Annotated in this window: 16 protein-coding genes; 11 read left to right on the top strand and 5 right to left on the bottom strand. The window is 72.4% G+C overall.

What is annotated here, in order from left to right:
- Positions 1-28 precede the first annotated feature (28 nt).
- From ACZ68L_RS20355 to ACZ68L_RS20365, 3 genes are all read right to left on the bottom strand, one after another.
- Positions 29-1,732 carry a SpoIIE family protein phosphatase gene (locus ACZ68L_RS20355; protein WP_469578816.1) on the bottom strand — a complete coding sequence of 568 codons (1,704 nt, stop codon included), beginning with the start codon at positions 1,730-1,732 and terminating at the stop codon, positions 29-31.
- 398 nt (positions 1,733-2,130) lie between these two features.
- Complete coding sequence (locus ACZ68L_RS20360) at positions 2,131-2,403, bottom strand: DUF1876 domain-containing protein (protein ID WP_469578818.1); 273 nt, start codon at positions 2,401-2,403, stop codon at positions 2,131-2,133.
- Positions 2,404-2,503: 100 nt separating this feature from the next.
- Positions 2,504-3,280 carry an alpha/beta fold hydrolase gene (locus tag ACZ68L_RS20365; protein ID WP_469578820.1) on the bottom strand — a complete coding sequence of 259 codons (777 nt, stop codon included), beginning with the start codon at positions 3,278-3,280 and terminating at the stop codon, positions 2,504-2,506.
- A 96-nt stretch (positions 3,281-3,376) separates the two neighbouring features.
- On the opposite strand from ACZ68L_RS20365, the gene ACZ68L_RS20370 reads away from it, so the two are divergent.
- From ACZ68L_RS20370 to ACZ68L_RS20380, 3 genes are all read left to right on the top strand, one after another.
- Positions 3,377-3,862, top strand: coding sequence for a peroxiredoxin (locus ACZ68L_RS20370; RefSeq protein ID WP_469578822.1), 486 nt, complete (start codon positions 3,377-3,379; stop codon positions 3,860-3,862).
- 120 nt (positions 3,863-3,982) lie between these two features.
- Positions 3,983-4,492, top strand: a complete 510-nt coding sequence (locus ACZ68L_RS20375) for a hypothetical protein (protein WP_469578823.1) — start codon at positions 3,983-3,985, stop codon at positions 4,490-4,492.
- Positions 4,493-4,562: 70 nt separating this feature from the next.
- Positions 4,563-6,017, top strand: a complete 1,455-nt coding sequence (locus ACZ68L_RS20380; RefSeq protein ID WP_469578825.1) for a flotillin family protein — start codon at positions 4,563-4,565, stop codon at positions 6,015-6,017.
- A 76-nt stretch (positions 6,018-6,093) separates the two neighbouring features.
- On the opposite strand, the gene ACZ68L_RS20385 is transcribed toward ACZ68L_RS20380, so the two are convergent.
- Positions 6,094-6,489 carry a nitroreductase/quinone reductase family protein gene (locus ACZ68L_RS20385; protein ID WP_469578827.1) on the bottom strand — a complete coding sequence of 132 codons (396 nt, stop codon included), beginning with the start codon at positions 6,487-6,489 and terminating at the stop codon, positions 6,094-6,096.
- Positions 6,490-6,708: 219 nt separating this feature from the next.
- Here ACZ68L_RS20385 and ACZ68L_RS20390 point away from each other — a divergent pair, with 219 nt between their 5' ends.
- The 4 genes from ACZ68L_RS20390 to ACZ68L_RS20405 all read left to right on the top strand — a co-directional run bounded on the left by ACZ68L_RS20390 (position 6,709) and on the right by ACZ68L_RS20405 (position 9,767).
- Complete coding sequence (locus ACZ68L_RS20390; RefSeq protein ID WP_361447250.1) at positions 6,709-7,179, top strand: cation:proton antiporter regulatory subunit; 471 nt, start codon at positions 6,709-6,711, stop codon at positions 7,177-7,179.
- A gap of 2 nt (positions 7,180-7,181) precedes the next feature.
- Entirely contained in the window at positions 7,182-8,429 is a 1,248-nt protein-coding gene (locus tag ACZ68L_RS20395) for a cation:proton antiporter (RefSeq protein ID WP_469578830.1), read from the top strand.
- 187 nt (positions 8,430-8,616) lie between these two features.
- Positions 8,617-9,072: a tellurite resistance TerB family protein gene (locus ACZ68L_RS20400; RefSeq protein WP_093547903.1), complete on the top strand. Its 456-nt coding sequence runs from the start codon at positions 8,617-8,619 to the stop codon at positions 9,070-9,072.
- A gap of 290 nt (positions 9,073-9,362) precedes the next feature.
- Positions 9,363-9,767: an SAV_915 family protein gene (locus ACZ68L_RS20405; RefSeq protein WP_469578833.1), complete on the top strand. Its 405-nt coding sequence runs from the start codon at positions 9,363-9,365 to the stop codon at positions 9,765-9,767.
- A 56-nt stretch (positions 9,768-9,823) separates the two neighbouring features.
- Here ACZ68L_RS20405 and ACZ68L_RS20410 read toward each other — a convergent pair whose 3' ends face one another.
- A complete protein-coding gene (locus ACZ68L_RS20410) occupies positions 9,824-10,888 on the bottom strand; it encodes a PucR family transcriptional regulator (RefSeq protein ID WP_469579152.1) in 1,065 nt (354 codons plus the stop codon).
- A gap of 274 nt (positions 10,889-11,162) precedes the next feature.
- Between ACZ68L_RS20410 and ACZ68L_RS20415 the strand changes: the two genes are divergently transcribed.
- From ACZ68L_RS20415 to ACZ68L_RS20430, 4 genes are all read left to right on the top strand, one after another.
- On the top strand, positions 11,163-11,891 hold the full coding sequence (locus ACZ68L_RS20415; RefSeq protein WP_469578835.1) for a hypothetical protein: 729 nt from the start codon (positions 11,163-11,165) through the stop codon (positions 11,889-11,891).
- Positions 11,892-12,000: 109 nt separating this feature from the next.
- Positions 12,001-14,160: a flotillin family protein gene (locus ACZ68L_RS20420; RefSeq protein WP_469578837.1), complete on the top strand. Its 2,160-nt coding sequence runs from the start codon at positions 12,001-12,003 to the stop codon at positions 14,158-14,160.
- 213 nt (positions 14,161-14,373) lie between these two features.
- A complete protein-coding gene (locus ACZ68L_RS20425; RefSeq protein ID WP_469578839.1) occupies positions 14,374-19,365 on the top strand; it encodes a DNA repair ATPase in 4,992 nt (1,663 codons plus the stop codon).
- Positions 19,366-19,395: 30 nt separating this feature from the next.
- Complete coding sequence (locus tag ACZ68L_RS20430; RefSeq protein WP_469578842.1) at positions 19,396-21,384, top strand: NAD-binding protein; 1,989 nt, start codon at positions 19,396-19,398, stop codon at positions 21,382-21,384.
- The last annotated feature ends 45 nt before the right edge of the window (positions 21,385-21,429 follow it).

Below are 21,429 nucleotides of genomic sequence, written 5' to 3' on the forward strand. Positions count from 1 at the left end.
ATGCCGCCCGCCCCGGCGACGGCCCGGGTCAGGAGGCGGTGCGCGGCCGGGTGCGCGAGGCCAGGACGGCTATGTCGTCCTCCGCGCCCGGCCCGAACCGCCGAAGGACGCCGTCCAGCAGCTCGTCGAGGCTTCCGCCCGCGGGCAGGGTCAGTTCCCTGAGGCGGCCGACGGAGACGTCTATGTCCTCGCCACGCCGCTCCACCAGGCCGTCGGTGTACAGGAACAGCACCGTGCCCGGCCCGAATTCCACCGATGTCGTCCGGTACCCGCCGAACCCTGTGCCGAGCGGCGGTCCCACCGGCATCTCGTCGCACACCCTGGTTCCCGCCGCTCCCGGATCGATGAGCACCGGTGGCAGATGGCCGGCGCTCGCCACCTCGCACGCCCTGCCTTCCCGGTCGACGACGGCCAGCAGACAGGTCGCCGCCCGGTCCAGTCCGGACCGTTCGACCATCCGGTCCAGCTGCTCCAGGATGCGGTGCGGCGGCAGCTCGTCGTCGGCGAACATCCGCAGCAGCGAGCGGTAGTGGCTCATGGCGACCGCCGCCTCCACCCCGTGGCCCATCACATCGCCCATCGCCTTCAGGTGCCGTCCGTCCCGCAACGGGATCACGTCGAACCAGTCGCCGCCGACCATCACGCTCCGGTCGGCCGGCAGATAGCGGGTGGCGATCTCGATGTGCGGGTGCGGCGGGCGCGGCTCGGACAGCAGGGCGCGCTGCAGCTCCAGGGCGATGGTGTGCTCGTGGCCGAACCGGCGGGCGTGGTCGAGATCGACGGCGGCGCGGCCGGCGAGCTCCCGGGCGACCACCACGTCCTCGTCCGTGAAGACCGGTGAGTCCCCCGCGCGGATCAGGCCGAGGATGCCGAGCGGACGGCTGCGTACGGTGAGGGGCACGATGACCGCCGAATGCATCCCGAGGGCGCGGTAGGCGGCGACCCGATCGGGAGCGGGGGCGGAACGCCTGAGCTGTTCGTCGGTGGTGTGGTTCTCCACGACCGGCTGGTTGGCCGCCAGACAGCGCTGTACGGCCGCGCCTTCCTGGTAGTCGATGTACTCACCGGTCAGCCCGAACCCCGGCAGCTCGGCGCGCAGCCCGGTCACCGCCGTCAGCGCCGCCCTGCGCAGCCGCAGCACACCGGCGGGCGCGCGGCGTACCGGAGCGGCGACATCGGGCGGGAACACCTCGACCGTGGCGAGGTCCGCCAGGCCCGGTACGACGAGGTCGACGAGTTCCGAGCAGGTGGTGTCCATGTCGAGCGTGGTGCCGATCCGGGTGGCCGCCATGTCGAGCAGGGTCAGATGCCGCCGGGCCTGCGCCAGCTCCTCCCGTCCCCGGTCCGAGGTCATGATCTCCAGCATGATCCCGGCCAGGCCCACGATCCGCCCGCCGACCTCCAGCCGGTGGTACACCCCGTGCCAGTACTGTCGGCCGGTGCCCGCCGCGGCGGTGAATCCGCTGGAGGTGATCTCACGGGGTTTCCCGTCGGCGAGCACGGCCCGCATCATGTCCTCGCCCGCGTCGACCCCGGGGAGGACCTCGGAGACGGTGCGTCCGAGGTGTTCGGCGGCCGGAACTCCGTTGAGCCGTTCGAGGGCCGGATTGACGTACAGGTACCGCAGCCCCATGTCGAGGACGCCCACCCCGGCCGTGGTGCCCTCGACCAGAGCCACCAGGTTCGCCGGGTCGAACGGAATGGCGCCGTGGGCGTACGCATCGGCCTGCACGTCAACCTCCAGGTGCGGGGGCACGGGCCTCCCGCGGCCCGGCCTTCCATCGTCGGCCGCCCGCCCCCGCCGCGCATCCGCGGCCGGGCCGCGCCGTCCCGTCGTCCGCCGGGCGGGTCCGGCCGCCCCTTCCGCGCACACGCGGCGCCTCCCGCGGGGGAACGGCCCGCACTTGGCCGCCGGGCCCCGGACGCGTGCACGCCCGGAACTCCGGCGGCGGGGACTCCGGCGGTCGCGGCCAGGGCCTCTCGTGTGGATCACGCCGGGCTCGCGTGCCCCGGCACCGCGCCTCGCCGCGTTGTCGTCGGTCGCCATGGCGCTGCCATGACTCCCTCCTCCGCCTGGCGATCAGGCACCGGACCCCACTCCCTGATCCGGCCTGATCCAAACGAAAGACCCTAGCTGAGCGGGTGCGACGTCCGGCCGGACGCCTCGTCTATCTCGTCGTGCGCCTTCGTCAGCATCTTCATCGCCAGTTCATTGAGCGCTCTGGCTCCCGCGATCTCCTCACCGACCCTCGGCTGATCCTTGTCGGAGGGGTGACGGCTCGCATACCCATGGGCCCGCACCTCGTTCCCGTCCGGAAGCCGTACCAGGGCGGCCGCGCGGGTGCGATGGGTGTCCTCCTCGAATTCCAGATCCACATGCCACCCGACAGTTGTCTGCACCATGACGATCACCTCCCTACCAGGGTGCTCCCGTTCCCCCGCCCCTGCACCACGGCACCACCCCCGAAAACGAACGTGACCCCGCACTCCGAGCCGTCACGTGCTACCGGTTCCCGGTGGACGGCCCGCAGTGGCGTCCCGGGCGGCGGCCGGACGAGGTGTAGGCCCGTCGGTCGAGGCCGAAGTCGAACCGGTCCAGGTCGAGGGTTCCGTCCGTCGCCGGGGCCGCCGGTGGCAGGCTCAGTGCCGTCGTGACCGCGTCGGGCAGCGGGCCCAGGCCCAGCAGGCCGGTGACGACACAGGTCGTCAGCTCGTGCCAGGCACCGGCACGCCGCAGCATCGCGTGGTCGCTGCCCCGGATCGCGACCAGACAGGCGTGGGCGCCGGCCCGGCGGGCGCGGGCGGTGAAGGACTGGGACTCCCGCGGATTCGTGATCCGGTCGCGGGTGCTGTGCAGCAGAACGACATCGCGGTCGGCGAGCTGGGTGACCGGATCGTCGGCCGGGCACCACGGGGCGAGGCCCACCACGCCGCGCACCAGCGGATGACCGGCGGCGCGCAGGGCGGCGCGGGCGCCCATCGAGTGGCCGACCAGGACCACCGGGATCTCACCGGCCTCGCGGCGCAGCGCGTCGAGCGCGCGTACGGCGTCGTGGAACGGGTCCTCGCGGGAGCCGTTCCAGCCTCGGTGGGTGTAGCGGGCGGGGCGTACGAGGACGTCCGTCGCGCCGTCGCCCGTCGCCGCGGCGAGGGCCCGCGCGAACGGACGCATCCGCGCGGCGGGCAGGTTCAGCGGGCCGGGCGGGGGCGGGCCCAGGCCCGTCTCACGGCCGCCGTGCAGCAGGAGCACGGCGGCGGACGGTGGTCGTCGCTCTGGCATGGGTACCTCCTGGTGCGGGGCCGGTCCCGTAACGAGCATGCTGTACGGAACACCGCCCGGAAGACTTCCGCAGCACCGGACCTCGGAGGAACCGACATGGGATCGTCACCGCAAATCGGCCGGACCGCACCGGAGTTCACGCTGCCGGGCGGTACGCTCGCCGGCGAGACGTTCGAGCGCCGCGACTACACCCTCTCCGCCGCACACGGGCGCGCCGTGGTCCTCGCGTTCTACCCGGGCGACAACACGGCCGTGTGCACCAAGCAGCTCTGCTCGTACTCCTCGGGCATGGAGACCTTCGACGCACTCGACGCGGAGGTCTGGGGAATCAGTCCACAGGGTGTGGACAGTCATGAGTCGTTCGCCCGCGCCCACGGACTGCGGATGCCGCTGCTCGCGGACGCCGGACGGGAGACCGCCCGCGCGTACGGCGTCGCGGCGCCCGGGATCGGAGTGCGCCGCGCGGTCTTCCTCATCGGGCCGGACGGCGTGCTGCGCTGGAAGCATGTGGCGCTCCTCGGAGCCACGTTCCAGTCCCTGGACACGTTGGCTGAACACCTGTCCGGCATCAAAGCCGCATAAAGATTGCCAGAACCCGGCAGTGTCCGTTGCCGAGCTCGTATGGGAGCATGCAGCCAGTTCGACGGAAATGCTCGGGGGAGACATGCGCGGGGGATTGCGGAGTTCGGGGAGGGTGTTCACGTGACGTTGTTTCTCGGTCTCGGAATCGCGGGAATCGTCCTGCTCGTCCTGTCACTGATCTTCGACGGGATCCTCGAAGGCCTTTTCGGAGGCGTACTGGACGGCCTCTTCGACGGCCTCCTGTCCCTCCCCGTCATCGCCGGTTTCCTCTCCATGCTCGGCTTCGGCGGCGCGATCGTGCTCGGCACCACCGGCGCCGGCACGGTCGTCGCGACCGCCGCCGGAGTACTGGCCGGGATCGTCGCGGCCTGGCTGACCTGGAAGTTCAGCCGGGCCCTGATGCGGGACCAGACCAGCACCACACCGCGCGGCGAGGATCTCGTCGGCACGTCCGGGTCGGTCGTCACGGCCATCCCGGCCGACGGCTACGGCGAGGTCCTGCTGCGGCTCGCGGGCCAGCCCGTGAAGCTGGCGGCGAAGAGCCCGGTGCCGATCGCACGCGGCACCGAGATCTGGGTGGAGGCGGCACTGTCGACCACCTCGGTCGCGGTCCGCTCCGTCGAGCGCTGAGCAACGCCGGCCGATACACCGCCCGAAAACAAGCTGCCGTCCCCGCAGGGAGGCAGAGGGGGACACCCTTATGAGCCCAGTCGTGACCGCAGTCATCGGAGTCGTCGTACTCCTGATACTGCTCGCCCTCGTCGTCATCACCCGTTACAAGGTCGCCGGGCCCAGCGAGGCGTTCATCATCACCGGACGCCGCGGCAAGAAGTCGACCGACCCGGTGACGGGCCGCACCAGCATCGACAACAGCGGCCAGAAGGTCGTCGTCGGCGGCGGCGTCTTCGTCGTCCCGTTCGTCCAGCAGAAGTTCACCCTGGACCTGTCCAGCCGGCACATCCCGGTGGCCGTGCGCGGAGCCGTCACCCTGCGGGGTGTGAAGTCCAACCTCGAAGGCGTGGCGATCGTCAAGGTCGGCGGCAGCGAGGAAGCGATCCGGGCCGCCGCCCAGCGATTCCTCCAGCAGCAGAACGGCATCGTCGGCTTCACCCAGGAAGTGCTCTCCGGCGCCCTGCGCGCCATCGTCGGCCGGATGTCGGTCGAGGACATCATCCGCGACCGCGCCGCGTTCGCCGGTCAGGTCGCGGAGGAGGCCGAGGCCAGCCTCTCCGGCCAGGGCCTGATCCTGGACGCCTTCCAGATCCAGGACATCACCACCGAGGGCTCCTACCTCGAAGACCTCGGTCGCCCCGAGGCCGCCCGCGCCAAGCAGGAGGCGGACATCGCCGAGGCGATCGCCAAGCGCGCCTCCGAGCAGGCCCGGCTCAAGGCGGCCGAGGAGATCGCCATCGCCGAGCGGACCTTCTACCTCAAGCAGGCCGAGATCAAGGCCGAGACGGAAGCCGCCGCGGCCAAGGCCAACGCGGCGGGCCCGCTCGCCGAGGCCGCCCGCCAGCAGGAAGTCCTGGAGGAGCAGGAGAAGGTCGCCCAGCGGCAGGCCGCGCTGACCGACCGCGAGCTCGACACCAAGGTCCGCAAGCCCGCAGACGCCGCCCGCTACCAGGCCGAGCAGGAGGCCGAGGCCCGCCGGATCGCCCAGGTCAAGGAGGCCGAGGCGGAAGCCGAGCGCTCCCGGCTGACCGGTCAGGGCGAGAAGCTGCACCGTTCGGCGCTCGCCGACGCCGTACGCATCGAGGGCGAGGCGGAGGCCGCGGCCATCGCGGCCAAGGGCGCGGCCGAGGCCGAGGCCATGCAGAAGAAGGCGGACGCCTTCGCGCAGTACGGCGACGCGGCCGTGCTCCAGATGCTGGTCGAGGTGCTGCCGCAGGTCGTCGCCAAGGCGTCCGAACCGCTGAGCGCCATCGACAAGATGACCGTGATCTCGACGGACGGCGCGAGCCGGCTGTCGCGCACCGTCACGGACAACGTCGCCCAGGGCATGGAACTCCTCAGCTCCACCACGGGAGTCGACCTGGCCGCCCTGCTGAAGAACCTCAAGGGCACGACCGGCACCGCGGCTTCGGCCGAGCTGCCCGACCGGGCCGCGGACGCGACCGCCGCGACCGCCAACGGGAAGATCGAGATCACCGACTGATCCGGACCGCACCCCCGCCCGTGCCCGGCCGGCACCGCACCGGCCGGGCACGCGCATGTCCGGACCGGGGGCGGCGTCAGTCCGCCAGATCCACCCGCACCGTCAGCAGGTTCGTCCCCAGCGCCCGCACCGCGGCGCTGTTGTACCGCGGCAGCTTCTTGAGCCGGGCACGGGCGTCGTCCTCGGGCAGGAGGTGGGCGGTACCGGTGTGCCACCGCCCCTTGATCCTGACCCGGACCCGGGGGTCGGCCTGGATGTTGCGGATGTAGTGCGACTTCTCGCCGTACTCCGACACCAGCCAGAACTCCTGGCCCACGCGCCGGCCGCCGAGCGGGGTGCGGCGCGGGCGGCCCGAGGTGCGGCCCGTCGTCTCCAGGAGGGTCTGCGACCGCAGCCGTCTGGTGAGCGGGTTGGCGACATGCCGCTGGAACGACGTGACCGCCCGGAATTTGAGCTCTCGACTGTCCGGCATCCCCGGCCCTTCCGACGGTTGCTGTGGTCGCGCGGAAGGTGGCCCCGGCCGCGCTCCGGCCCGGCGAGTCTAGGGTCTCCCGTCCGGATCGGGCCGGGCCGACGGGCCGCGTCCTCGGCCGTACACCCGAAGGCGGCGGAAGCCTCCGGATAAGGTAATGCGTAGCTAAAGAGATCACCAAGTGCATCGCCGCACCGCCGCACCCCTCGGGAGGACGTCATGGGAACCCACCGCACCACGCTGCCCGGAGTCGGTGTGCAGTACGACTACACGACTGAGTCGGGACAGCACATCTCCGTCGTCGTCCACCACGACGGGCGGCGGTTCATCGGCTTCTACGACCAGGACGACCCTGATTCGTGCCGCCTCTCGGTACCCCTGACACCGCAGGAGGCCACCGGCCTCGCGCACCTCATCGACTCCGCGCCCATCGACGCGGTACGCACCGAGGGCATCGACCTCGTCACCGAGCACATACCGCTCGGAACCCGCTCCCCGTACGGCGGGCGGCTGCTCGGGGACACGCAGGCGCGGACGCGGACGGGGGCCTCGATCGTGGCCGTGCTGCGCACGCACAGTGCGCATCCGTCTCCCGGGCCGGACTTCCGGCTGGCCATCGGGGACACGCTCGTCGTCGTAGGTACGAGGGAGGGCGTCGACGCGCTCTCCGAGATCATTTCGGAGGGCTGACCGTGCACGACACGACCGCGCTGCTGGTGGAGCTCGGCTCCGTCATTCTGGGACTCGGCATCATCGGGCGCTTCGCCGGGCGAATAGGGCTCTCGCCGATCCCGCTGTATCTGCTGGCGGGGCTCGCCTTCGGGCAGGGTGGGCTGCTGCCGCTGGGGGCCAGTGAGGAATTCACCGCCGTCGGCGCCGAGATCGGCGTCATCCTCCTGCTGCTCCTGCTCGGCCTCGAATACAGCGCCTCGGAGCTGGTGACCAGTCTCAAGACGCAATACCCCTCCGGGGCCGTGGACTTCGTGCTCAACGCGACCCCGGGGGCGGTGGCGGCGCTGCTGCTCGGCTGGGGGCCCGTGGGGGCCGTGGCGCTGGCCGGCGTCACCTGGATCTCGTCGTCCGGGGTGATCGCGAAGGTGCTCACCGATCTGGGACGGCTGGGAAACCGGGAGACACCCGTCATCCTGGGGGTCCTGGTCATCGAGGACCTGTCGATGGCCGTGTATCTGCCGCTGCTCACCGCGATGCTCGCGGGAGTGGGACTCGCCGGGGGCAGCATGGCGCTGCTCATCGCGCTCGGCACCGTCGGGTTCGTGCTCTATCTGGCACTGCGGCACGGACGGCTGATCAGCCGGGCCGTGTCCTCCGACAATCCGGAGATGCTGCTCCTGGTCGTGCTCGGCCTGACCGTCCTGGTGGCCGGTGTGGCACAGGAGTTGCAGGTGTCCGCGGCCGTCGGGGCGTTCCTGGTCGGGATCGCACTGTCGGGCGAGGTCGCCGAGGGTGCGCGCAAGCTGCTGACCCCGCTGCGGGATCTGTTCGCCGCCGTCTTCTTCGTGTTCTTCGGACTCTCCACCGATCCGTCCGCGATCCCGCCGGTGCTGCTTCCGGCGGCGCTGCTGGCGATCGTCACCGTCTTCACCAAGATCGGCACCGGTTGGTACGCGGCACGGCGGGCCGGGATCGGTTCGCCCGGACGCTGGCGGGCCGGTGGAACGCTCGTGGCCCGCGGCGAGTTCTCCATCGTCATCGCCGGCCTGGCCGTGGCGACCGAGCCCCGTATCGGGCCCATCGCCACCGCGTACGTCCTCATCCTCGTCATCGTCGGACCGCTCACCGCCCGCTGGACCCAGCCGGTCGCGGCCCGGGTCCAGGCGTGGCGCGGCCGGAGCGGCGGGGACGCGCCGGGCAGCGGCCGGATTCCCGCGGCCCGTCCGGCGCCCGCCGCGCAGGAGGAGTTCGCCTCGTCCGCCGACTGAGGCCGGACGGCCGTCGGGACGACGTTCCGGCCCGGGGCCCTGGACAGCGCACGGGCACACCTCTTCCCCGGCATCGCACTTGCCGTCGTTTCCGGACACACCAGGCACCCGCCCCACTCACTTCTACACGTCTGTAGAGTTGGTTTTCGTTCCGGCAACACAACGCAACGCAACGTATGGAGACGACATGGCACTGTGGGATCGGATCAAGGAATCCGCTTCGTCGATGCAGTCGCAGCTGGAAGCGAAGAAGAACGACCTGAAGAGCGGCGCGTTCCGCGACGCGAGCATGGCCATGTGCGCCCTGGTCGCCGCCGCCGACGGTTCCATCGATCCGTCCGAACGCCAGCGTGTCGCCTCACTGATCGCCACCAACGAGGTTCTGCAGAACTTCCCGGCGGACGATCTGCAGCGCCGCTTCAACGACTATGTGAACAAGCTCACCGCCGACTTCGCCTTCGGCAAGGTCAGCGTGCTGCAGGAGATCGGCAAGGCGAAGAAGAAGCCCGCCGAGGCGCGTGCCGTCATCCAGATCGGCATCGTCATCGGCGGCGCCGACGGCGACTTCGACAAGACGGAGCAGGCCGTCGTGCGCGAGGCGTGCTTCGCGCTCGACCTTCCGCCGCACGAGTTCGACCTGTAGGACCCACGCCCGGACCGGCCTCCCGGCCCGCCCCCGTACCGCCGGAACGACCGCGGACCGACTGACCACCGGTCCGCGTCCGGCAGGCCGGGGGTGCGCTACTCCCCCGATGCGCGCCCCCGGCCACTTCCTTACGAGACCCCGCCCCGCCCGCACGCGTCAGCAACGCGTAACGGGGGCGGGGTTTCGCGTCACGGGCACGTCAAGGCCCTCCCGGCGCCCCTGTCCCGGGGGCATAACGTTGAGGTGCGCAGCAACCCCGCACCCCGGCCCCGTCGAGGAGGCACACCATGTCCGAACGCAGCGGAACGGACGATCCCGAACCTCTTGAACCCGGCCCGGCCGGACCGCTCTTCGTCCCCGTCCGGCCGGGACCGGTCGGCTGCGCCACCGGGTGGACAGCACGCTTCTTCCGTACGCCGCTGGGCGACCGCACGGCCGTCGGCTTCACCTCCGCGCACCGGCTGTCCGCCACCCTGGGCGACGGACAGCGCTGGATCCGGCTCTCCGAACCGGCCCTGCGCGCACTCGGCACACCGCTCGGGGTGACCGTCCTCACCGTCGATCCCCAACTGACCGCGCAGGCCCCCGGACGGGCCCTCGCCGCCACCACCACCGCCGCTGCCGACGGGGGGCGTCGGTCCGGCCCGTATCCGAGGTCGGGTCCCACCGCCGCCACCCGTTGCGGACGTTGACGACCGGCCGGGAAGAGCTCGGCGCCCGCACGGGCGGCGCATCGGTGCGGGACGGGTCACAGATCCTTGGCCGGCCAGTCCAGCAGCCGGGCGCCGATGACCGCCGTCTGCAGCGTGTAACGGTGCATCGGGTCGGACGGATCGGCACCGGTCAGCTGATGGATCCGCTCCAGCCGGTAGGTCAGCGCCCGCACGCTCAGCGACAGCCGGCGCGCCGTCTCGGCGGCCACGCAGCCCGAGTCGAAGTAGGCGGTGAGCGTCCGCAGCAGGGGCTCGGCGCCGCCGCGCGCCTGCTGGAGCGGGCCCAGCTGACTGCGCACCAGATCGGCCATCGCCTGCCGGTCCCGGGTCAGTACCGGATAGACCAGCAGATCGGCCGCGTACAGCACCGGATCGTCCAGATCCATCCGCTCCGCGAGATCGAGTGCGTCGAGCGCCTCGTCGTAGGACTGGACCACGCCGCCGGGTCCCCGGTGCGGGCGGCCGACGGCGACCCGGCCGCCGTCCGTCGCCGCGTGCGACTGCTTGGCGAAATACCGCAGGACGTCGGGCTGGCTGCCGGGAGCGATGCAGACCAGCCGCCCGTCCTTCGTCGTGATCAGGATCTTCCGGCCGCTGAACCGCGTGAGCAGCGCCGCCTCCACGGTGCGCGGCACGGAGTCCGTCTCGGTGTACGCCTCCGGGCCCGACGCCACCGCGACCGCGTGGGCGCGCGAGAGGCGCAGCCCGAACCGGGTGGCCCGCTCGGCGAGCCGGCCCAGATCGCTGCGCCCGTACAGCAGATCGTCGATGAACTCGCGGCGGGCCGCCTCCTCGCGCCGCACGGTGAGCCGCTGGGCCCGCTCGAAACCCTCGGCGAAGGCGTCGACGGCCTGCTCGACCGCGGCCAGCACGGCGTCGGTGGACGCGGCATCGGCCGACGCGGCGCGCGGCCAGTCGGTGCGGGTCGCCGCGAGATGGAGGCCGACCAGGGCACGCAGCTGGCATCCGGCCTCGGCGGCCTCCCGGCCCAGGACGCGGCGGGTGTCCAGCTCATCCCGGGTCAGTCGGCGCCCGGTGGCGGCGACATCGGCCAGGATGCGGACATAGTCCCCCAGATACTCGTCGGAAACCTTCGGCACCGCCACGCGTACTCCTCCAGTTCTGACGCGACCTCGACACTCACCACAACGCACACCGGCCGGTGCCGGTGCCCGGCATCGAGGGCGTACAAAGATTGCCGGATTCCGGCAGTGCGATGCCATCGCTTCGAATGACACGATCAGGTCAGCACCAACCGGGGGAAACACGGGGGAACACGGGGGAAGACCCGGCTGCTGCGGCGCCGCTCTCTGCACGCCGCAGCACCGGGGTCACCACCGGGAACCACCCCCGATGACAGGGAGGGGGTGGACGATGCGGGAGTTCCTGAGCGCGGCAACCGCCTTCCCGGCCGTCCTGTTCGCCGCCGCGCTGGTCGTGGTCGTCTTCTTCTGGCTCCTCGTGCTGGCCGGTGCGGCCGATCACCATTCCTTCGACGGGGACCTCGACACCCACATGGCCGGGATCGGCGGAGTGCCGGTCACCGTCTCGGTGTCCGTGATGGTCGTCGTCGGCTGGTTCACGAGTCTGGCCGGTACGGTCCTGCTGCACCGCAGCGATGTCACCGGCCTCACCCGCGCCTGGCTCGCCTGCGCCGTGCTCGCCGGGGCGCTGCTGATCGCCTGGGCCGTGACGCGGATGCTGGGGCGCTGGGTGCGCCGGCGGTTCCCCGACGAACCTCCTCCCTCGCGCCAGGACTTCCTCGGCCGGATCTGCACGATCCGTACCGGTTCCGTCAGCGCCGACTTCGGCCAGGCCGAGGTCGCCGCCGTCGACGGCTCCACCGCGATCGTCCAGGTCAGGCTGTTGCGTCCGACGGACGGCCCGGAGGCCACGGACGACGCGGCCGACACGCGTGCCACGGACGGCGCGGTTCTCGTCTCGGGCAGTGCGGGGCTTCTCTACGCCTACGACGAAGAGGGCGAGTTCTTCTGGGTCTCGCCGTACGACAGGGCGCTGGACCCGGGACCGCCGAAACTACCTACGAGCCCGCGCCCGGACACCCGTCCCGCGGTGCGCCGGACTCCGCGTCGCGCCGGCTGACGGTTCCGCCCGTCCCGTCGCATTCGTGGCCGCGTCCACGAAACCGCCCGGCCGTCCGTCCGGGCCCCTCATACCTCACCACCTTCCTCACCAGCCGCCAAGGACTGTCATGGATGCCATCACCCTGGGCTTCGGTGTGCTCGTAGCCGTCGTCCTGCTCATCGCCGTCGCCCTGCTTCTCGTCGTCAGCCGGCTCTTCCGCAAGGTGGAACAGGGCAAGGCACTGATCATCTCCAAGACCAAGAAGGTCGATGTCACCTTCACCGGAGCCGTCGTCCTGCCGGTGCTGCACAAGGCCGAGTACATGGACATCTCGGTGAAGACCATCGAGATCCGCCGCACCGGGCGCGAGGGCCTGATCTGCCAGGACAACATCCGCGCGGACATCCACATCACCTTCTTCGTCCGCGTCAACAAGACCGTCGAGGACGTCATCAAGGTCGCCCAGTCCATCGGTACGGGGCGGGCCAGCGACAAGGTGGCGATCCAGGAGTTCTTCGCCGCGAAGTTCGCCGAGGCGCTCAAGACCGTCGGAAAGCAGCTGGACTTCGTCGATCTGTACACCAAGCGCGAGGAGTTCCGGGACCGGATCATCCGGGTCATCGGCACGGACCTGAACGGCTACCACCTCGACGACGCGGCGATCGACTTCCTGGAGCAGACGCCCATGGCGCAGCTCGACGGCGCCAACATCCTCGACGCCCAGGGCATCCGCAAGATCACCGAACTGACGGCGATCGAGCACGTGCGCACCAACGAGTACCAGCGCACCGAGCAGAAGGAGATCACCCGGCAGAACGTCGACGCCCGCGAGACCATCCTGGAGCTGGAGCGCCGGCAGGCCGAGGCCGAGATCAAGCAGCGCCGCGAGGTCGAGACGCTGCGGGCCCGCGAGGAGGCCGTCACCGCCCGGGTGCAGGAGGAGGAACGGCTCGGCGCCCAGACCGCGTTCATCCGCACCGAGGAGCAGCTCGGCATCCAGCGCGAGAACCAGGCGCGGGAGATCGCCGTCGCGCAGAAGAACCGCGAGCGGGTCATCGCCGTGGAGAACGAGCGCATCGAGAAGGACCGGCTGATCGAGGTCATCGGGCGCGAGCGGCAGACCGAACTCGACCGGATCGCCGCGACCAAGGAGGTCGAGGCCGAGCGCCGCGAGGTCGCCGATGTGATCCGGGAGCGGATCGCCGTGGACCGCACGGTCGCGGAACAGGAGGAGTCCATCAGGACCCTGCGGGCCGTCGAGGAGTCGGAGCGCACCCGCAAGTCGGTCATCATCGCCGCCGAGGCGGAGGCCCAGGAGAAGCTGGTCAAGGACATCAAGGCCGCGGAGGCGGCGGAGGCCGCGGCCGGCCACCTGGCGGCCGAGCAGCTGACGCTCGCCGAGGCCCGGCTGAAGACCGCGGACCTGGACGCCCAGGCGAAGCTGCGGCTGGCCGAGGGCATCCAGGCGGAGTCCGCGGCTGCCGGCCTCGCGGAGGTCCAGGTACGCGACGCGGAGGCCGACGTCATCGAGAAGAAGGGGCTCGCCGAGGCCGAGGCCGCGTCCGCCCGGCTCCGGGCGGAGGCGGAGGGGGCCAGGCTCAAGGCGCTGGCCGTCGCGGAGGGCACCCAGGCCCAGGCGACCGCCGACGCGGCGATGATCGGCGAGAAGCTGAAGGCCGAGGCCGCGGGCCTCACCGAGAAGGCGGCCGCGATGGCGGCGCTCGACGACGCCTCGCGCGGCCACGAGGAGTACCGGCTGCGGCTCGCCGCCGAGAAGGAGATCCGGCTGGCGGGGCTCGATGTGCAGCGGCAGGTCGCCGAGGCGCAGGCGACGGTGCTGGCCACCGGGCTGGAGAACGCCGACATCGACATCGTCGGCGGGGAGTCGGTCTTCTTCGACCGCCTCGTGTCGGCCGTCTCGATGGGCAAGAGCTTCGACGGATTCGTGGAGAACTCGGACACGGCGAAGGCGCTCGCGGGTCCGTGGCTGAACGGCACGTCGTCGTTCACCGACGATCTGACGCGGGTGCTGGGGTCGGTGACGACGGGGGACGTGCAGAACCTCACGGTGTCGGCGCTGCTGATGCGGATGATGCGGACGCCGGGCGCGGGGCTCGCGCCGGGGCAGGCGCAGAAACTGCTGACGGTGGTCCAGGAGCTGGGCCTGGCCGACGTGCCGGTGTCCGCGGTGACCGGGGCGGTCGGCGGGGCCGCGGTGAGCGGTCCGGCCGTCGGGGCGGGTGGCTCGGACGTACCCGCCGCACGGAACGGGTCGCCGGTCGCGTAGGGCCTCTCGTTCGGATCACGCCGGGCTCGGGTGCCCCGGCACCGCTCCCCGATCCGGCCTGATCCGAACGAAGGACCCCCAGCGGCATCCGGGGCCGGGCGACAGGGCCCGGCCCCGGGCGACCCCGGGCCCGTCCGGTGACCGCTCCCGTCCCCAGCACCGGGCGGGCCCCGCACCACCCGCACCACAGACCTCGTAGGGAGAGCCGTACGTATGGAAACCGACACCACGACCGCACCGCCCACCGGCGGCCCCGTGGACGCGGGGACGTACGACGTGCTGCGCCGCCGGCTGGCCGACCGGGCCGCCGAACTCGCGAGCCGCGCCGAGACGCTCAACGCGCGGCGCACGGAGGAGTTCGGCTCGACCGAGCTGCGGCTCACCGGCTCCGAGCGGATCCGCACCGATCAGGCGTCCGTACCCCGCGACCTGGTGGCCGTCGGCGGCCGGCTGCTGTTCGGCTTCGAGCGCGGCCCGGGGGCGGCACAACCGCCCGAGGTCCAGGATGTACTCGCCCTGTACGAGCCGGAGTTGACCGCACCGGACCAGGACGGCCTGCTCGCGGACGAGGCTTTCGTACGCGAGTTCACCGCGCTGCACCGCTACTACCGCGACGCCCGCCTGCTGCGGCTGCGCCGCGTGGACGGCAGGCTGCTCGCCGTCTTCCGGACCGGCGAGAGCGCCGACGGCATCCGCGTACTGCGCTGGGCGCTCGGCCCGGACGGTTCGCCCGGCGCCTTCCTCGACGCGCGCGGCGACCGTGACCACGTCTTCCCGCCGTCGCACGACTTCACCTGGACCGTCGCGGGCCGCGAGTCCCACGTCCTGGGCCGGCACCCGCACATCGCCGTGGTCGGGGACGCGGACGGCACGGGCGCCGCCCTGTTCGTCGACACGCTCGGCGGCACCCTCACCGTCAAGACGGTCAACGACACCGACTCCCCGGACGGGATCTACGAGGAGCCGGTCACCGAACCCCTCCAGTCCCTCGCCGACGCGGACGTCGAGCATGCCGCGATCGGGCCGCTGATCCTGCTCCGCGTCCGTCCGTACAACGAGGAGTCGTGGCGGTACCTGGTCTTCAACACGCTGCTCGGCACGGTCCTGCGCCTGGACGGCATCGGGCCCGCCTGCCACCGGCTGCCGGAGGACCAGGGGATCATCTTCCCCGGCGGCTACTACCTCACCACCGGCACCGCGAAGACCTTCGACATCGCCGAGCCGCTCACCGACCCGGTCTTCGAGGGCGCGGTCCGCTCCCCGAACGGCGAGGACGTCCTCTACGTCTTCCGCTCCCCCGACGACGGCCGCGGTCTGCTCCTGCCCTACAACCTGATCCGGCAGGAGGTCGCCACTCCGCTCCAGGGCCGTGGCCACGCCCTGCTCGACGACGGCACGCTGGTCCTGCTGCGCTCCACCGCCACGGGTGACGAACCGGCCCGGGTCCACCCGGTGCAGCGCTGGCTGACCCCGTACGTCTCCGACACCCACGCCGCCTCCCGCCCCGCCGGGACCGGTCCGCTCGCCCGGGTCGGCAACGCCGATCTGGTGCGCGGCATCTCCGACTGCCTGGCGCTCGCGCACAGCGCCGCCGAGACGACCCCGACCGCCGCCGTCTACGCCCAGCTGGTCGCGGACTGCACCCGCGCCACCGACCGCTACCACTGGCTCACCGACCCCGAGCTCGGCGCGCTCGCCGCCCCGCTGGCGGAGCTGCGGGACACCGCCCAGCAGGTCCTCGCCGAGTTCGAGACGGTGCGGGAGCTGACCCGGCAGGCCGCCGACGCCCTCACCGGGACGACCGAGCGGCTCACCGCGCTCGTCCGCCGCATCCGTGGCGAGGCCCCGCGCACGGCCGCCGCCTGGGTGGCCCAGCTCACCGAACTGCGCCGCGCGCACGGTCATTTGGCGACCCTCGCCGAGATGCGGTACGCGGACACCGAGCGGATCGCCGAGCTGACCGCCGCCACGGCCGACGACATCGACGCGGCCGGCCGGCGCGCGGTGGCGTTCCTCGGCCGGGACGACGCGTTCACCGGCTACCACGAGGACATCGCGCGCCTGACCGCCGAGGCGTCCGCGCTCACCACCGTCGTGGACGCCTCGGCGCTCGGCGACCGGCTGACGGAGATGACGGACGGCCTGGGCACCGTCACCGACGTGGTCGCCGGGCTCGACATCGGTGACGCGACGGTCCGTACGTCGATCCTGGAGCGGATCGCCGAGGTCCTCGGCGGGGTCAACCGGGCCCGCGCCACCCTCGACGCGCGACGCCGCGAACTCCTCGACCACGAGGGCCGCGCCGAGTTCGCCGCCGAGTTCGCGCTGCTCGGACAGGCCGTCACCGGGGCGCTGGCCGCCGCGGACACTCCGGACGCCTGCGACGACCAACTGAGCAGGCTGCTGCTCCAGTTGGAGAACCTGGAGTCGCGGTTCGCGGAGTTCGACGACTTTCTCGCCGAGCTGGCCGAGCGGCGCACGGAGGTGTACGAGGCGTTCTCGGCCCGCAAGCAGACCCTGCAGGACGCCCGTGCCCGGCGGGCGGAGCGGCTGGCGGATTCGGCGGCCCGGGTCCTGGAGACCGTCTCCCGGCGCCTGGCGGCGCTGCCCGACCTGGACGCCGTCCACACGTACTTCGGCTCCGACCCGATGGTCGCCAAGGTCCGCCGCACCGCGGACGAGCTGCGGGAGCTCGGTGACCCGGTGCGCGCCGAGGAGCTCGACGGGCAGCTGCTGGCCGCCCGCCAGGAGGCCGGACGGGCCCTGCGCGACCGCGGTGAGCTGTACGCGGACGGCGGCGCCACGATCCGGCTCGGCCGGCACCGGTTCGCGGTGAACACCCAGCCCTTCGACCTGACGCTCGTCCCGCAGGGCGACCGGCTCGCGTTCGCGCTCACCGGCACGGACTACCGGGCGCCGGTCACCGACCCGGAGTTCGAGGCCACCCGTCCGTACTGGGACCAGACGCTGCCCTCCGAGTCCCCGCACGTCTACCGTGCCGAGCATCTGGCGGCCCGGCTCCTGGACGAGCACGGCGCCGACACCCTCGCCGCCCTGGACGCCGGGGAACTCACGTCCCTGGTACGGAAGTCGGCGGCGGACGCGTACGACGAGGGCCACCAGCGCGGTGTCCACGACGAGGACGCCGCCGCGATCCTCACCGCCCTGCTCGGGCTGCACGCCGGGGCCGGACTGCTGCGCCGCCCGCCCGTCGTGCGAGCGGCGGCGCAGCTCTTCTGGGCGTACGGGACGGACGAGGCCCGGCGCGTCTCCTGGACCCGGCGGGCCCTCTCGCTGGCCCGCGCGCGTGAGACGTTCGGCCTCGCCCCGGCCGTCGCCGCGCTCCAGGAGGAGTGGGCGGACGTCATCCGTGGCGAGGATTCCGGGGCCGTCGGCGTCCGGGGCGCGGACGCCGGGGCCGTCGCCGCGTACCTCTTCGAGGAGCTGACGAGCGGACCGGCCGGATTCGTCACGAGCGCCGCCGTCCGCACGTTCCTGGACAAGTTCCGCCGTGCGACCGGCTCCTCGGCGTACGACGAGGATCTCGCCGCCCTCCACGACGACCTCTCCGCCCGGCGCCAGCTGGTCGAGGGCTGGCTCGTCCCGTACGCCGCCGCGAGCGGCAACGAGATCGACGCGGGCGATCTGGCGGAGGCCGTCGCCGTGGAGCTCTGCCCGGAGCCGGTGCTCGACCGGTACGAGTGCGAGGCGCCGCTCACCGCGACCGTGGACGGTCTGCTCGGCGCCCATCCACGCGTCGACCGCGGCCGGCTGACCGTCCGCATCGACGAACTCCTGGCCCGTACGGCCGAGTTCCGCACCAGCACGGTGCCCGGGTTCCGGGCCTACCAGCGCCGGCGCACCGCACTCGTGACCGCCGAACGCGCCCGGCTGCGGCTGGACGACCACCGGCCGCGCGTCATGTCGGCGTTCGTCCGCAACCGGCTCCTGGACGAGGTGTATCTGCCGCTGATCGGCGACAGCCTCGCCAAGCAGCTGGGCACCGCCGACGCCGACCGGCGCACCGACTCGCAGGGCCTGCTGCTGCTGGTGTCGCCGCCCGGCTACGGCAAGACGACGCTCATGGAGTACGTGGCCGACCGGCTCGGGCTGGTCCTCGTCAAGATCAGCGGGCCGAACCTCGGCCATGACGTGACCTCCCTCGACCCGGCACAGGCGCGCACCGCGACCGCCCGCCAGGAGATCGAGAAGATCAACTTCGCCCTGGAGACGGGCAACAACACGCTGCTCTACCTCGACGACATCCAGCACACCTCGCCCGAACTGCTCCAGAAGTTCATTCCGCTCTGCGACGCCACCCGCCGGATCGAGGGCGTGCGGGACGGCGAGCCGCGCAGCTACGACCTGCGGGGCAAGCGGTTCGCGGTGTGCATGGCGGGCAATCCGTACACCGAGTCGGGGGCACGGTTCCAGGTGCCCGACATGCTCGCCAACCGGGCCGACGTATGGAATCTCGGCGAGGTGCTGAGCGGTCGCGAGGACGTCTTCGCGCTGAGCTTCATCGAGAACGCGCTGACCGCCAACCCGGTGCTGGCGCCGCTCGCCGGGCGGTCCCGCGAGGATTTCGCCCGGTTCCTGCGGCTCGCCTCCGGCACGGCCCCGGCCGTGGGCGCGGACCGGTTCGACCATCCGTACGCGCCCGCCGAGGCGGAGCGGATCGTCTCGGTCCTGCGCCATCTGCTGACCGCGCGGGACACGGTGCTGGCCGTGAACGCCGCGTACATCGCCTCGGCCGCGCAGACGGACGCGACGCGGACCGAACCGCCGTTCCGGCTGCAGGGTTCGTACCGCAACATGAACAAGATCGCCGAACGGATCGTGCCGGTGATGAACGACGCGGAACTCCTCGCCGTCATCGACGACCACTACGCGGGCGAGGCCCAGACGCTGACCACCGGCGCCGAGTCCAACCTGCTGAAACTCGCGGCGCTGCGCGGCCGTCTCACCGCCGGGCAGTCCGCGCGCTGGTCCGCGATCACCGCCTCCTACGTCCGCACGCAGACACTCGGCGGCCCGGACGGCGACCCCCTGACCCGGGCGGTCGCCGCGCTGGGGCTGCTCGCGGACCGGATCGCGGCGGTGGAGTCGGCGATCGTCCGGGCCACCGACCCCCGCCATCTGCTCGCGGGCCCGCCGGCCCGGCACGCGGCGCCGCCCCCCGGTGTTCCGCAGGAAGATCACTGACAGGCCGGGTACGACGGAGAGGAGCAAGGCATGCTGGGTCCCGTGCCTCCATTTCCCCAGCAACCCCAACGCTCCCCGTTCAGCGGTCACATGGTCGTCTGCGGCGACGACGCACTGGCCCAGCGGCTCGCCGTGGAGCTGCGCTATGTGTACGGGGAGCGGGTCACCCTCGTCCTGCCGCCCCGACGCGACGCGCGCCGGCCGGAACTGCCGCTGACCGGGCGGGGCCGGGCGGCGGCGCTGTTCGGCCGGATGTCACAGGCGATGAACCGCAACGGCGGGAACGGCGTCGCGGGTGCTTCCGGGGACGGCGACACCAACGCCGGGGTCGAGGCGGTACGCATCCTGGAGGCGCCGGAACCCTCCGACGAGGCCTTCGAGGAGGCGGGCGTCGAGTCGGCCGCCGCGCTGGCCCTGGTCTACGACGACGACGAGCGCAACATCCGCGCCGCGCTGACCGCCCGCCGCCTCAACCCCCGGGTCCGGCTGGTCATCCGGCTCTACAACCGCAAGCTGGGCCAGTATCTGGAGACCCTGCTCGACCAGGCCGCCGCCGTCTCCGCACCCGGCCTCGACCCGGCCTCGTTGGACGCCTCGACCACCGTCCTGTCCGACGCGGACACCGCCGCGCCCGCCCTCGCGGCGACCGTCCTCACGGGCTCCAGCAAGGTCATCCAGGCGGAGGGTCTACTGCTGCGCGCCGCCGAACGCACCCCGCCCGGGGACGGCCGGATCGCCGACCCGGGTCTGTGCACCCTCGCGCTGCTCTCCTCCACCACCCATGACCCGGCGGGCACCGAGGGATCCGACAGCAGCGGCGACGAGGGACCCCAACTCCTGCCCGACGAACGGCAGGTGGCTGCGGCGACAGGCCGTGGCACGGTCGTCCTGGAGGCGGTCAGCCAGTCGGGCCCGGCCGGTCCGCCGACCCGGATGGGCGGCCGGGGCGCACCGCTCGGCCAGGTCTTCTCCCGGCGGCTGCGCTGGTCGGCGCTGGGGGTCGGGCTGGCCGTCGTGGGCCTCGCCGTCGCCTCCTGGCTCACCACCGGCGACAATCCGGCGCACGCCGCGTATCTGACACTGCTGGACCTGTTCGCGATGGGCGACCCGGCGATCGGCGATCAGACGGCGCGCCAGATCCTCCAACTTCTTTCCGGAGTCGCCGGTCTGATGCTGTTGCCGCTGCTCGTGGCGGCCGTGCTGGAGGCCTTCGGTTCGCTCCGTACGGCGTCCTCGCTGCGCCGCCCGCCGCGTGGTCTGTCCGGCCATGTGGTGCTGCTCGGCCTCGGCAAGATCGGTACGCGGGTCCTGGTCCGGCTGCGCGAGCTCGGCGTTCCCGTGGTGTGTGTGGAGGACGACCCGGACGCGCGCGGCATCGCCGTGGCCCGGCGGCTGCACGTGCCGGTGGTGCTCGGCGATGTCACCCAGGAGGGCGTGCTGGAGGCGGCGAAGATCCAACGCGCCCGCGCGCTCCTCGCCCTCACCAGCATCGACACCACCAACCTGGAAGCCGCGCTGTACGCCCGCTCGGTCAAGCCGAACCTGCGCGTCTCCCTGCGGCTGTTCGACGACGAATTCGCCACGGCCGTCTACCGCACCCTGCGCGCCGCCCACCCGCAGGCCCTGACCCGCTCCCGCTCCGTCTCCCATCTGGCCGCCCCGTCCTTCGCGGTCGCCATGATGGGGCGGCAGATCCTGGGCGCGATCCCGGTCGAGCGGAAGGTGATGCTGTTCGCGGCGGTCGAGGTCGCGGGGCACCCGCAGCTGGAGGGCCGCACGGTGGAGCAGGCGTTCCGGGCGGGCGCCTGGCGGGTGCTGGCCCTGGACGCCACCCCGCCCGAGGACCGCCGCCCGGACCTGGCGGTGCCCGCACCCGCGTCCCCGGGCCGCTCGTCGGGCCTGGTCTGGGACCTGCACCCGGGGTACGTACTGCGCCCCCAGGACCGGGTGGTGATCGCCGCGACCCGCCGCGGTCTGGCCGAACTGCTGCGCCGAAGCGTCTCGTTGACGCACCGCTGAGCCGGGCGGGTCGCGGGGGTCGGGCCCGCTTGGAGCGGCGGCGGG

This window comes from Streptomyces sp. NPDC104309 (assembly GCF_055584025.1).